Genomic DNA, 13,296 nt, shown 5'->3' with positions numbered 1-13,296 from the left:
AAAGTGGATCTCCGAGCGGCCGACCACCGACAAGGCTTTTGCCCGCCCGCGGGGTTTCGGACGTATGAGCGACCACACCGGTCCATCGGCCGACTCCGCCGACGGAACCGGCGATTCGGCCGCGGACCGATCCCCTCCAGAGGACGGTAACACGGACGGCGGCGAGGCACCCGATCCGCCGTCGGACGACGAGACGACCGAGGCGGCATCGACCGACGAGCGCGACGCGGCCGCGTCCACGGAGGACGCGAGCACATCCGACGACGAGACCGACGGCGACGTGCCGAGGGACGTCCGCAAGTACGAGCGGTTCAAGAAGATGGACGGGGCGCGCTACGAGCGCGTCAACGAGTTCCTCCGCGACCGGACGTACATCACGGCTCGCGAGTGGGCGATCGCGCGGCTCTGCGCCGACTTCCGCACCGAGACGGGCGTCGAGATGACGAAGATCGGTGAGAACCTCCCCGAGCTCGTTCCCTTCATGACCGACACGTACACGCCGCAGGCGGTCAACCAGGCGCGCTACTCCTTCGAGGAGAAGGTGACGAAGGCGGGCGCGACGTTCCTCTACGGCGCGATGTCGGGCTTCTTCACCGCCGAGGACCTCGACGAGATGATGTACGAGGTGACGGAGATCGCGAAGTTCCTCCTCGAAGTCGAGGGCGTCGACCTCGCAGTCGCCGACGAACTGGAGGCGGAAGACAAGATCAGCGAGGTGATGCGCGACGTGCGCGCCTCCTCGGCGGACCTCCGGGGAGAGGAGGTTCGCTGCCCGGAGTGTGGCCACGTACACAAGCCGACAGAGGAGTGACGATGGACAAGTTTCCGGAGGCGCTCGACGCGACGCCGGACCCGACGCTCGTCGTCGACGGCGACGGCGTCATCCACGCCGGAACGCCGAGCGTCGAGACGGTGTTCGGACTCGATCCGGACGGTCTCTCGGGCCGCTCGATCAGCGAGGTGTTCGAGGACCCGACGGAGTTCGGGTGGGACGGCTCCGTGTCGATCACGGCCTTCGAAGCGCACTCCGGCGACTCCGGCGACCCCGACGGCGCGAGAACCGGTGACACACCTGACGACGAGACGAACGAAACGAACGAAACGAACGAAACGAACGAGGCGGTCGACGACGCTTCCCGACACGACGTGGCGGCGCTGGTCGACGCGGTTCGCGCGGGCGAAGCGCGGTCGCTCGCCGACGGGTTCGAACTCGTCGTGCGCCGCGGCGACGGGGTTCGGGTCCCGGCCCGCGTCAGCGTCGGTCCCTTCGAACTGGACGGCGAGCAGTACGCGGTCGTCACCGCGATAGACGTCTCGAACGAGCGGACGCGGCAGCTGGCGCTCCAGCGCCGCACGGAGACGCTCGAATCGCTCCACGAGGCGACTCGAGAGCTGCTGAAGACGACCAACAGGGAGGCGGCGGCCGAGGCCGCCGTGTCGTACGTCGACGACGTTCTGGGCCACCCGATCGCCGGGATTTGGCTGTTCGACGAGCAGCGAGAGGCGCTCGAACCGATCGTCTGGACCGACACCGCCGACACGGTCGTCGGCGAGCACCCGACGTTCGCGGCCGACGAGCGGAGCATCACCTGGGAGGTCTTCGAGAGCGGTGAGCCGACGTACGTGGCGGACGTCGGCGACGACCCCGACCGCTACAGCGACGACTCGACGATACGCAGCGAACTCGTCGTTCCGCTCGGCCGGTACGGCGTGTTGAACGTCGGCGACACCGCGCCGAACGCCTTCGACGACTCCGATCTCGCGGTGGCGCGCATCTGGGCGGCGACAGTGACGATGGTCCTCGTCCGCATCGAGCGGGAGCGACAGCTCCGGCGGCGCGAGGCGGAGGTCGCCCGCGAGCGCGACCGGCTGGAGGAGTTCGCCAGCCTCGTCTCGCACGACCTGCGAAGCCCCCTCAACGTCGCGGCCGGCAACCTCGAAATCGTCACCGAGCGCCTCGCGGACGAGTCGATCGACGTCGCGGAGCTGGGCGCCGTGAAGCGCTCGCTGGACCGGATGGACGCGCTCATCGAGGACCTGCTCGCGCTGGCCCGCCAGGGCACCGGTATCGACGAGACGGAGCCGGTCGCGCTGGCCGACCTCGCCGCGGAGTGCTGGGAGACCGTCGACACCGAGTCGGCGACGCTCGCGGTCGAGACGGACGCCGTCGTCGCCGCGGACCGGAGCCGACTGCGGCAGGCGCTGGAGAACCTCTTCGTCAACGCGGTCACGCACGCTGGACCGGAGGTCGCCGTCACGGTCGGCGCGCTCGCCGACGGCGACGGCTTCTACGTCGCGGACGACGGTCCCGGGATCGACTTCGACGACCGAGATTCGGTGTTCGAGGCGGGCGTGACCTCCGATCCGGACGGCACGGGCTTCGGGCTGAAGATCGTCGCCGAGGTCGTCGAGGCGCACGGCTGGACGGTCGAGGTCACCGAGAGCGAGACCGGCGGCGCCCGGTTCGAGTTCCGCGGCGTCGATATCGAACCGGGCGACGGCGCGGGCGGCGAGTAGGCGATCCGAGAGCTCACAGCGGTTCGAGGGCGGGAAGATGCCACGCCGAGACCCCGTCTCCGTCGATCACGACATCGGCGTTGACCGCGCGGTCCGCGCTCGGCAGCCCGACCTCGATCCGGCCCTCGGCGGTCGTCCCGTCGTCCGCGGTTCGGGCGACAATCCGGTAGCCGCCGCGGGCGTCGGCGATCGACCGGAGTTCGACCGCCGACTCCGGCGGGACGGACTGGATCGACCGCGCGACCGGTTCCTCGCCCGGGGTCTCCCCGCCGTCGCCGTCGGTCGAGTTGTCCCCCTCGTCGGTCGTGCCGTCATCGGCTCGGCGGGTGACGGTCACCGAGACCTCTCGGTCGTTCTCGCTCACGTTGATCAGGCGAACGCCGAGCGGCGGGGAGACGGTGTTGCCGGCCGCGTCGCCGGTCGACTGGTCTCCGACATCGGCGTCGACGGTCCGGCGTTCGAGGCCGAACCGAAGCGTCCGGTCCGGCGCGACGAGGTACGGGGTCGGGAGACCGGCGAGTTCGCCGACCGACCGGGCGCCTCCGTCGCTTTCGTACACTGTCCCCGCGTGGCGGACGGTCGCGTAGTGGTCGTCGCCCGCGGCGTGGTCGAACGTCGCGGCCGCCCGGACGGTTACCTCGTCGGCGCCGCGCTCGGCGTGGACGTTGTGGACGCGGACCTCCTCGTACGCCGCGATGTAGGCGGCGACCGACTCGGGCGTGAGGTCAGCCGGCCGATCCGGTAGGTCGCGTGGGGACACGCCGGAGTCGCCGAAGACGAGGGAGTCGGTACAGCCGGCGAGAAGCCCCGACGCGCCGCCCGCCCCGGCGAGGTACGAGCGTCTGTTCATGTCCATCGATTGATTCGAAACGGGTAAAATCCGACGGTGGGACAAACGCGCGTTTTCGTGCCCGTTGAGCGGGATACGCGGCCGCGGTACAGCTGCTCCGTCAGTCGTCGGCGGTCACGCGGCTCCCGGGGTCGAGTCCGTCGCCGTGGTCGGGAACCGTGCCGTCGTCGTTCCAGCCGCGGAGCGCGTAGTACTCGGAGAGCGCCGCGTCGAACCCCTCTATCGCGTCCGCGTACGGGAGGGTGTCGTCGCCGCGGTCGAAGCCGCGGGCGTTGTTGAACGCGCGCTCCAGCTCGACGACCCGCGCGCCGAGCGTCTGGAGGGCGTCGTAGTCGGCGTCGAGCAGCGCCGCGAGCCGGTCGTCGGTGACGGTGCCCCGAGAGAACTTACAGATCACCGCCGAGTCGAGGACCGCGTTGCGGTTCTCCTTCGCGACGAGCTTCTCGGGTTTCCCCTCCAGCCCCTCTGGATCGAGCGCGTCCTCGGGGTCGACGAGCGGGTACTCGTAGGGGTAGAATTCCCCGTACATGTGGTCGGCGCCGCGGTTCGCGGTCGCGAACGCCAGTCCCTGACCGTTGAGCGCGCGGCCGTCGTGGCCGGCGAACTCCATCCCCTTCACCGTCCAGTCCTCGGCGCCGAACTCCTCGCTGGCGCGGTGGACGCCCGCCGCGAGCTTGTCGCCGACGCCCTCGCGGTAGGCGATCTGCTCGACGAGCGAGCGGACCAGCCCCGCGTTGCCGAACTCGTCTTCGCTCTGTAGGAACATCGAGACGACATCGCCACAGGAGATGGTGTCCATCCCCAGCTCGTCGCACAGCTCGTTCGCGGCCATCACGTCGACCACGTCGTCGACGCCGGCGTTCGAGCCGAACGCCATCACCGTCTCGAACTCCGGTCCCTCCGTCTCGATCCCCCGCTCCTCGTCGCGGGTGGGGAGCTTACAGGCGAACGCGCAGCTAGAGCAGGTCCCCTTCTTGTACTTCTTCTCCTCGACGCGGTCGCCGGAGATCCCCTCGACGCCCTCGAAGGAGGTCTCGGCGAAGTAGTACGAGGGGAGCGCGTCCATCTCGTTCGCCAGCTCCGTCACGCTCGTCGTCCCCTGCCGTTTCATGATCGAGTCGGAGGTGGCCGCCTCGCGGTGGACCTCGCCCGCCTCCTCGGGCCAGTCGGGATCGATCTCGATTCCGGCGTCCGCATCGCCGTCGAACGTGAGCGCCTTCACGCCCTTCGAGCCGAGGACCGCCCCCAGCCCGCCGCGGCCAAACGCCCGCGTGTCCGAGGTCATTATCGACGCGAACCGCACCGCGTTCTCGCCCGCGGGACCGATACAGGCGACGTGTTCCGGCTCCAGGTCTCGCGTCTCCGCGAATCGGTCGGAGACGGCCGACACCTCCGCCTGCTCTAAGTCCGGGACCTCCTCGAAGGTTACGTCCGGCTCGCCGTCCGCGCCGACCTCGCGGACGTGGACCGCGAGCAGGTCGTCGCTCGCGCCGACGAGCTCGACCGCGGCGTACCCCGCGCCGGTGAAGTTCCGCGAGAGGAACCCGCCCGCGTTCGACGAGCACAGGCCGTTCGTCAGCGGCGAGAGGCTCGTGGCGGCCATCCGCCCCGTGTAGGAGGTCGTCGAGTACTGCATCGGTCCCGTGGAGAAGTACAGCCGGTTCTCCGGGCCGAGCGGATCGGCGTCGAACGGGATCCGGTCGTACGCGAGCGACGTGTTAAGCCCGCGGCCGCCGACGAACGACGCGAGCCGGTCGTCGATCGGCGTCGTCGACGCGGTCCGCTCGGTCAGGTTGATCGTGAGGAGCGGTCCCTGTGCGTGTCTCATGGGCGTACTGACCGACCGAGCGGCGATAAAACTCGGGGTGGACGTGGTTTAAATATCAGTTAGCGGCGGCGCGATCACTTATAAAGAACGGTGCGGTCGGCGCGTGCCGGTGAGCGCCCGCAGGTCGCGAACCGCACGCGCGAGGGAGTCGGCGGTCCGGAGCGAAGCGAAGGACCGCCGACGAGGCTGGGGAGGTGTGAGGGGCGGGACTGTGCGGGGCGGGACTCAAAGGGGCAGCCGCGAGGGCGAAGCACACCGACGCAAGCACTGAAAGGAGCGAACGGAGTGAGCGACTGAAGCGCGCAGCGAGGTGCGCGAGCCCTCGCGGCTGGGGCTTTGGAGGCGTTCGCTGCCGATCTGCTGGCAGCCATTTATAAGCGGACGGCTGGGGATATGGCGGTGTCCTACCCCAGAGGCATTGGTGAGTTCTGACAAAACCACTCACACCAAATCCGCTAACTGAAGGGGTTGTCAGCGGTTTCCAACCGCGTAAAGCCGTCAACTACGTCGAAGTCATCATCAAAAGAGTAGAGGTACTCAACGCCTTCTCGATTCAAGTACGCGGCGATGGTTGCGTCCACGAACGAGAGTTCGCTGTGTTGGCGGAAAAGCGGCTGTGCGGCGTTGAAATCCACATTTGGGAGGGAACAATCTCGAATGGGTGCCCTCGATAAGCCGATCCAGAAGTCGGTTCGCGGCATCTGCGCCGAGTTTTTCGCGAGAGAGATTCAGTAGCTCCGCGACGACGTAGTCCGTCAGGACGGCGTTCGGAAGTTCCCCGTGGTCGATTCCGCGGACGATCTCCAGAGCGCGGTCGTGGTATTCGTCGCGGGCGCTGGCGCTGGCGAAGAGGACGTTCGTGTCCAAGAAGGCGACCGCCATCACTCTCCTCCAAACTCGGCCTCCGCTTCGACGGCGTTCGTCTCGCCGGCGTCCACGGGTTCGAAATCGTCGAACACGCCCTCGCGTTGATGGACGATCTCGACCGAGAGCGACCCGTCTTTATCAGTGGTCCACCGGAGTTTGTCACCCGGCTCGATGTCGAGTCGCTGGCGGAGGTCTGCCGGAATCGTGACCATCCCCCGATCGCTGACCGTCGTTTCTTCGGACCTCTCCTCAGTCGCCATACCGGGTTATTTCGGTTCAACTCTCATACATGTTTCTCCACATGTGGAGGAAGTAGGCAGTCGAAGATGCGGCTTCACCGTGCTTCCGAAGCTAATCGTCGAGGACGTGGTGCGTCACCGCGTCCGCCCCCGACTCCGCCGTGTCAAGCGTCGCGACCCGGAACGTGTCGTCCGCACCCTCGACCGGAATCGGAAGCCCGCCCGGGTTCACGCGGACGGTCCCACCGCGCGCTTCGACGCCGTGCGCGTGGGTGTGTCCGTGGAACACGTAGTCGTAGTCGCCGCAGTCGACGAGCGCATCGACGACGAGGTCGCTCGTGCCGTGGGTGACCGCCACCTCAACACCATCGAACGAGAGCGCGGCGGCCTCGCCGTGGTACTCGCCGAACTCCGCGACCGTCGACTCGACCGCCCACTCGCCGTCGTTGTTCCCGCGGACCGCGTGAAAGTCGAACTCCGCGTCGAACGGCGCCGCGGAGAAGGGCGCGACGAAGTCGCCGCAGTGGACGACCGCGTCGACGCCCTCGCGCTCGAACAGCGAGACGGCAGCCTCGACCGCGGCCAGGTCGTCGTGCGTGTCGGAGACGATGCCAATCAACATATGCGCCGGAAGGCGGGCGCGGCACTTGAACCTCCGGCTATCGCCGGCAACACCTCCCCGATCGACACCCGACTACTCCCCGGTCAGCGCCTCGCTCGCGGGCGCGAAGTCGATGGTCTTCCCGCGCCCCTTCTCGCTCGCCCGTTTATAAAGCATATGCGCGGCCGCGACCGTCTCGACGCCGGTCCCGCCCGAATCGAAGACAGTCACCTCCTCGTCACTCGTCCGACCGGGGTGGTCGCCCGCAACGACCTCGCCGAGGTCGGCCGCGATCCCCTCGCCCTCCTCGATCAGGCCGGCCTCGACCGCGGCGAGGTACGAGCCGGCGTCCTGCGTCGCGCGCGCTCGGAGGTCGGGAACGTACGTCGCCCGCGCGACGAGTTCCGGCGGGAGCTCGTTCTTCTCGGGGTCGTACTGTCCCATCGCCGTGACGTGGGTCCCCGGCTCCACATCGGCGTCGGCGATCACGGGGTCGCTCGCGGTCGTCGCGGTGATCACGACATCGGCGCTCGCCAACGCGTCGCTCGCGCTTTCGACCGCCGACACCTCGGCGTCGAGGCGCTCGTCGAAGTCGGCGGCGAACGACTCGCGGCTCTCCGGGGTCGGCGAGAAGACGCGGACCGACTCGAACTCGCGGACCGTCGCGGTCGCCGCGACCTGCCCGCGCGCCTGCGCGCCGCTGCCGATCACGGCGAGTTCGGTCGCGTCGTCGCGGGCGAGCGCGTCGACCGCGACCGCCCCGGCAGCGCCCGTTTTAAACGGATTCATCGACGCGCCGTCGATCAGCGCGAGCGGCGCGCCGGAGACGGCGTCGAACAGCGGCGTCATGAACCACGCGTCCTCCGCGCCGAAACCCGCCGAGTAGGCGTAGCCGCCCATCGCGCCCGTCTCCGGGAGGACGGCGGCGTAGGTCGTGAACATCCCCGCCGGCTCGCGGTTGAGCAACTTCGTCCGCGGCTCCGCGGGCGCGCCCTCGCCCACCTGTCGGTACGCGTCGCGCACGGCGGCGACGTAGTCGGCCGGCTCGGCGAGATCGTCGACCTCGGAACTCGTGAGGAACAGGGCGTCCGTCATACCCGCCCACTCGGGGCGCGGGGACTGAAACGGTACAGGACGCGGCGATCGGTCGCGGCGGCGACCGGGACCTCGAGGCGCAGGACCGTCAGTCCGCGGTGCCCGCGGAGGAACCGCCCGCCGCCGAGCCGCCGACCGCGGCGCGCTCGCCGGCGTCGCCGTCGAACGACCGCTCCGCGGGCGCTTCGCTCGCGACTGGATTTCGGACGAACATCGCGTGAGCCATCACCGTGCCCGCGGCGACGGCGCCGAACGGGAGCGCCGAGGTTACGGACAGCCCGACCAGCGTGAGCGAGGCGGTCACACCGATCAGCGCTACCGGGATGAGCCCAAGGACGTAGTCGTAGTATCCAGTCATGCTCCCGTCGAATACTACTGTGAGAATCCATATTAAATTTTTCCCGCGGTTCGGAGACGGTTCGTTCGTGAACACGCAGATGTGACTCATAACTTATAGGCCGGCGCGAGACTGCGTCGACGCGGGTCGAGATCGCAAAAAGGGGAAGAAACGGCGGTCGAGAGCAGAGCGGACGAGAGCGCTACCGGAGTCGGAAGTAGAGCGCCCGCCAGCCGCCGAGCGCGAGCGACCCCGTCACGAGCATGACGGCCGCGAAGGTGAGTTCGGCGCTGCCGCGGAAGACGAACTCGCGGAGGACGAGCCCGACGACGGCCGCGGGGATCCACGACCGGATCGCGAGCGGGACCGACGACTTCGCGGTCTCGGCCGCGCCCGCGGAGTAGGCGCCGACGAGCGGCGCCAGCACGGCCCAAGCGATCAGGAAGGGCGCGTACACCTCGGGCAGGTACAGCGGCTTCGCGGTCACGAACTCGACGGAGGTGTGGTTGATCGTCCCGACGGTCAGGAGCAGGATCAACACGATCACGTCCCCGACGGCGAGCGGCGCGGCGCCGCGGTCGAGGCGGGCGGCGAGAAACGGCGGAGCGTCCATACCGACCCGTGCGAGCCGCCCCCACTTTTACCGCACGGATTCGGCGGCGCGGGGCGCCCCCCGGCCGGCACTACCTCGTCACTCGTACAGCGGGTGCGCCTCGCAGAGCTCGACGACGCGCTCGCCGGCCTCGTAGATGACGTCCTCGCTGTCGACGTTGTCGACGACGCGGTAGATCAGGTCGCCGACCTCCTCGATGGCCTCCGCGTCGAAGCCGCGGGTCGTCAGCCCGGCAGTCCCCGCCCGGATCCCCGAGGGATCGAACGGCGACCGGGTCTCGCCGGGGACCGTGTTCCCGTTGAGGACGATGTTCGCGGCCGCGAGCGCGTCCTCCGCGTCGCCGCCCGAGAGGTCGGGATGCGAGTCGCGCAGGTCGGCCAACACGAGGTGGTTGTCGGTGCCGCCGGAGACCAGAGAGAGACCGTGTTCCTGCAGCGTCTCCGCGAGTACCTCGGCGTTGTCGACGACCTGCTGTGCGTACGCCTCGAACTCCGGCTCCAAGGCCTCCTTGAAGCCGACCGCCTTGCCGGCGACGTTGTCCGATCAGCGGGCCGCCCTGCCCGCCGGGGAAGACGGCCGAGTCGACGTCGTCCGCGAACTCCTCGTCGCACATCACGATCCCGCCGCGGCCGGCGCGGATCGTCTTGTGGGTCGAGCCGGTGACGAAGTCGGCGACGCCCACCGGCGAGGGGTGGACGCCAGCGGCGACGAGACCGGTGATGTGCGCGATGTCCGCGAGGTGGTAGGCGTCGACTGCGTCGGCGGCCGCCTGAATCCGCTCCCACTCGACGGTGCGGGGGTACGCCGAGTAGCCCGAGACGATGATGTCCGGGTCGAACGACTCGGCGGCGGCGCGGAGGCCCTCGTAGTCGATGTACCCCGTCTCGGGGTCGACCTCGTACTGCTCGACGTCGTACAGTTTCCCCGTGAAGTTCGCGGGGTGACCGTGCGAGAGATGGCCGCCGTGGTTGAGGTCCAGAGAAAGGATCTTGTCGCCCGGTTCGAGCACCGAGTAGTACACCGCCTGGTTCGCCTGCGTGCCGGAGTGGGGCTGGACGTTGACGTGGTCGGCGCCCCACAGCTCCTTCGCGCGCTCGATCGCCAGCTCCTCGACCTCGTCGGCGTACTCGCAGCCGGCGTAGTATCGCGACCCCGGATACCCCTCGGCGTACTTGTTGGTGAGGACGCTCCCCTGCGCCTCCAGTACCGCCTCGCTCACGTGGTTCTCGCTCGCGATCATCGCGAGCGTCTGCTCCTGTCTGTCGCGTTCGCCCGCCAGCGCGTCGGCGACCGCCGGGTCGACCTCCCGGACGTGCTCGTGGTCCATGTGCGAACGCGGGCGCGACCGCGCATTAATCCTTCCGTCGCCGTCGGAAATTGGTCGCGGCGCGTCCGAGGACACGCCGCCGCGTCCGTCGCCGCGCCCGAGGACACGCCGCCGCGTCCGTCGCCGCGCCCGAGGACACGCCACCGCGTCTATCGTCGCATCCGTCGCCGCCCGGAGGGAGACTCCCGCTCGTCCCGTGTCGCTCTTCGATAAACAGAATACCCGCTTTTCGGCCGTTTCAGCCCCGCTACGTGAGTTGTTCGCTCTCCGAATCCCGTTAATATTAAATACGCAACTGGCTTTTATACGGAGAGATAAATGGTGTCGAATTTACTGGAAGCGGACGTCGAGGCGGCGCTCGAAGCGGCCTTCGCCGGGGACGACGACGAGCTGCTCGTCGTGGACCCCTCGGCGGAAACGATCGTATCGCTGGTTGAGACCGCCGTCGGGCGGGACGACCTCCCGAAACTGTCGATGCTCGCGGACGAGCGGACGCTCAAGGACGTGCTGGACGACTTCGTCGTCGCGTCCCGGGCCGCGGACCTCGTCGCCGACGGGACCCTCGACCTTCGGGTGCTGGACGGCGCGGTCGACAACGCCCTGTTCGTCTCCCCGTCTCGGGTCGTCGCGCTGGTCACCGTCGGGGAGGGCGTCGCCGCGCTCTCGACCGACGACGGCGAGTTCGTCGACGAGGTGTACGAGACCCACCGGAGCGCGTTCGACGACGCGGAGGCGTACACGCTCCGCACGCCGGCCATCAGCCGAGTCCGCGAGACGCTGGAGTCCGAGATCGGCGCCGAGGCCCGGGCCGACTTCGACGCCGTGCTCGACGCGGCCGAGAGCGACGAGACCGTCGACCTCGACGAGGTGACCGTCTCGCTGCTCGTCGCGGCGAAGAACGACGTGCTCCTCTACGACATCTCCAAGTGGGGCGAAGACGTCGGCATCGCCTCGAAGGCGACGTTCTCCCGGACGAAGACGCGGCTCGAAGACCTGGGGATCATCGACACCGAGAAGGTCCCGATCGACGTCGGCCGACCGCGGCTCCGCCTGAAGCTCGGCGACGAGCGCCTCCAGGGCGTCGACGCCGAGGCGCTGGCCGCCGAGGCCGCCGAGATGATGGCCGCGACGCCAGCCTGACCGCGCGACCGAACGCTCCTCTTCGTCGTCCCCGCTCTTCTCCTCGCACCCGCTCGTTTCCCGCCGCGGTCCCGCGCGGCGCGTGCGCCGCCGCGCCGCGGACCCGCGCGGCGCGTGCGCCGCCGCGCCGCGGACCCGCGGCTTTTTTTCGCCGCCTCGCGTCGACCGGGTATGGATATCGGACTTGTCGGCGACGGTCCCGCGGTCGAGGCCGCCGCGGCCGCGCTCGGCGACGTCGACGTGAACGTGATGCCCGTCGAGGCCGACCTGCTCGACGGGTTCGACACCGCGGTCGTCGTCGACACCGCCGGATCGGCCGCGTTCGCGACCGCGAACGAACTGCTCGACCGGTGGATCGCGGTCGAGGTGGGCGGACTCGGCGGCGTCCCCCTCGCCGAACTCGACGCCGCGGTGACCGTCCTCGACGACGCCTGTCACGACTGCCTGCGGGCCCGCGTCGAGAGCGGCGGGGCGGAGCCGGCCGACGCGCCGACCGGACGCCGGTCCGCGGTGCGCTACGCCGGCGCGGTGGCCGGACGGCGGGCGATCCGACTACTCGCCGGCGACCCGGTGGCGGACACCGTCGTCGAGGTGCCCGGCGGCGAGCGGACGCTCCTCCCGGTTCCCGGCTGCGACTGCGGGGACGACCCCGGCGACGCGCTCCCCAGAGATCACGCCGAGCGAGACCTCGACGACACGATCGACCGCGCGGAGCGGGCCGTCGACCCCCGGATCGGCGCCCTGGTCGAGGTCGGCGAGCAGGAGTCGTTCCCGGTGCCGTACTACGTCGCCCGAGTCGCCGACACGACGCCCTTCTCGGACGCCGACGCCGCCGACTTCGGCGGCGGGGCAGCCGCCGACTGGGACGCCGCGTTCATGAAGGCGCTCGGCGAGGGGTTAGAGCGGTACGCGGCCGGCGTCTACCGCGAGGCCGAGTTCACGCGCGCGCCGGCCGCAAATGTCCCGAACCCGGTCACGCCGGACGCGTTCGTCCGCCCCGACGACGCCGAGGCGTACGACCGCGACGACCGGCTCCCGTGGGTCCGCGGCGAGCGCCTCGGGACGGGCGAGCCGGCGAGCCTCCCCGCGGAGTTCGTCGGCTTCCCGCCGCCGGAGCGGCGGTACCGCCCGCCGATCACGACCGGACTCGGACTCGGGAGCTCCGGTCCCGACGCCGCCCTCTCCGGGCTGTACGAGACGGTCGAGCGCGACGCGACGATGGTCAGCTGGTACTCCACGACGGAGCCGCTCGGACTCGACGTCGACGACCCGGGGTTCGCCGAACTGGAGAAGCGGGCGCGCGCGGAGTCGCTGTCGGTGACCACCCTCCTCGTCACGACCGACGTGGACGTGCCCGTCGTCGCGGTCGGTGTCAGCCGCGAGGGCGACTGGCCGCGGTTCGCCGCGGGGTCGGGCGCCGACCTCGACCCGGCCGCGGCGGCGCGGAGCGCGCTCGCCGAGGCGCTCCAGAACTGGACCGAGCTCCGCTCGATGGGCCGGGAGGCGGCCGACGAGCAGGGCGCTGCGATCGGCCATCACGCCGACCTGCCCGCGGAGACGGCCGCGTTCTTCGACCCGGACGCGACCGTCTCGACCGAGGGGCTGGGCGCGCCGGAGCTGGCGGGGACCGAGGAGCTGGCGGCCGCGATCGACCGCGTCGAGGCCGTCGGACTCGACGCCTACGTCGCGCGGGTGACGACCCGCGACCTCGCGGCGCTGGGCTTCGAGGCGGTCCGCGTGCTGGTCCCGGGCGCGCAGCCGCTGTTCACCGGCGACCCGTTCTTCGGCGACCGGGCGAGCGAGGTACCGCGGTCGATGGGGTTCGAGCCGGTACTTGACCGTCCGTACCACCCGTTCCCGTGACGGCGGGGTGAGAGCGGCA

Annotated in this window: 11 protein-coding genes and 2 pseudogenes; 4 read left to right on the top strand and 9 right to left on the bottom strand. The window is 69.8% G+C overall.

The window, feature by feature from the left end:
- Positions 1 to 64 precede the first annotated feature (64 nt).
- The gene (locus ACODNG_RS11690; RefSeq protein WP_434521446.1) at positions 65 to 811 is read left to right on the top strand and encodes a DUF5806 family protein; all 747 of its coding nucleotides are present in this window, start codon (positions 65 to 67) and stop codon (positions 809 to 811) included.
- Positions 808 to 2,517 (top strand): ATP-binding protein, encoded by a 1,710-nt coding sequence (locus tag ACODNG_RS11685; protein ID WP_434521445.1) that lies wholly within the window; start codon positions 808 to 810, stop codon positions 2,515 to 2,517. The genes ACODNG_RS11690 and ACODNG_RS11685 overlap by 4 nt, the downstream gene beginning before the upstream one ends.
- A gap of 13 nt (positions 2,518 to 2,530) precedes the next feature.
- Here the strand turns inward: ACODNG_RS11685 and ACODNG_RS11680 are convergent, their stop codons facing one another.
- The 9 genes and pseudogenes from ACODNG_RS11680 to glyA form a co-directional block, all read right to left on the bottom strand.
- On the bottom strand, positions 2,531 to 3,367 hold the full coding sequence (locus tag ACODNG_RS11680; protein ID WP_434521444.1) for a hypothetical protein: 837 nt from the start codon (positions 3,365 to 3,367) through the stop codon (positions 2,531 to 2,533).
- A gap of 100 nt (positions 3,368 to 3,467) precedes the next feature.
- Positions 3,468 to 5,195 (bottom strand): aldehyde ferredoxin oxidoreductase family protein, encoded by a 1,728-nt coding sequence (locus ACODNG_RS11675; protein ID WP_434521443.1) that lies wholly within the window; start codon positions 5,193 to 5,195, stop codon positions 3,468 to 3,470.
- 455 nt (positions 5,196 to 5,650) lie between these two features.
- A pseudogene (locus ACODNG_RS11670) lies at positions 5,651 to 6,077 on the bottom strand (type II toxin-antitoxin system VapC family toxin).
- Positions 6,077 to 6,322 carry an AbrB/MazE/SpoVT family DNA-binding domain-containing protein gene (locus ACODNG_RS11665; RefSeq protein ID WP_434521442.1) on the bottom strand — a complete coding sequence of 82 codons (246 nt, stop codon included), beginning with the start codon at positions 6,320 to 6,322 and terminating at the stop codon, positions 6,077 to 6,079. The pseudogene ACODNG_RS11670 and the gene ACODNG_RS11665 overlap by 1 nt, the downstream one beginning before the upstream one ends.
- Positions 6,323 to 6,413: 91 nt before the next feature.
- Positions 6,414 to 6,923: a metallophosphoesterase gene (locus ACODNG_RS11660; protein ID WP_434521441.1), complete on the bottom strand. Its 510-nt coding sequence runs from the start codon at positions 6,921 to 6,923 to the stop codon at positions 6,414 to 6,416.
- Positions 6,924 to 6,995: 72 nt separating this feature from the next.
- A complete protein-coding gene (locus ACODNG_RS11655) occupies positions 6,996 to 7,997 on the bottom strand; it encodes an ornithine cyclodeaminase family protein (protein ID WP_434521440.1) in 1,002 nt (333 codons plus the stop codon).
- A gap of 88 nt (positions 7,998 to 8,085) precedes the next feature.
- Positions 8,086 to 8,355, bottom strand: a complete 270-nt coding sequence (locus ACODNG_RS11650) for a hypothetical protein (RefSeq protein ID WP_434521439.1) — start codon at positions 8,353 to 8,355, stop codon at positions 8,086 to 8,088.
- Positions 8,356 to 8,536: 181 nt separating this feature from the next.
- A complete protein-coding gene (locus tag ACODNG_RS11645; protein ID WP_434521438.1) occupies positions 8,537 to 8,947 on the bottom strand; it encodes a DUF3054 domain-containing protein in 411 nt (136 codons plus the stop codon).
- Positions 8,948 to 9,025: 78 nt separating this feature from the next.
- Positions 9,026 to 10,274 (bottom strand): annotated as a pseudogene (gene glyA, locus ACODNG_RS11640) (serine hydroxymethyltransferase).
- A gap of 318 nt (positions 10,275 to 10,592) precedes the next feature.
- Between glyA and tbsP the strand changes: the two are divergent.
- Together tbsP and ACODNG_RS11630 are read left to right on the top strand one after the other, a co-directional pair.
- Positions 10,593 to 11,414, top strand: coding sequence for a transcriptional regulator TbsP (gene tbsP / locus ACODNG_RS11635; protein ID WP_434521437.1), 822 nt, complete (start codon positions 10,593 to 10,595; stop codon positions 11,412 to 11,414).
- Positions 11,415 to 11,585: 171 nt separating this feature from the next.
- Positions 11,586 to 13,277: a YcaO-like family protein gene (locus ACODNG_RS11630; RefSeq protein ID WP_434521436.1), complete on the top strand. Its 1,692-nt coding sequence runs from the start codon at positions 11,586 to 11,588 to the stop codon at positions 13,275 to 13,277.
- Positions 13,278 to 13,296: the final 19 nt, after the last annotated feature.

Source organism: Halorubrum sp. AS12 (assembly GCF_051122765.1).
GTDB lineage: Archaea > Halobacteriota > Halobacteria > Halobacteriales > Haloferacaceae > Halorubrum > Halorubrum trapanicum.
The sequence above is the reverse complement of the archived record's forward strand: the minus strand, read 5'-3'. Positions and strand labels throughout refer to the sequence as shown.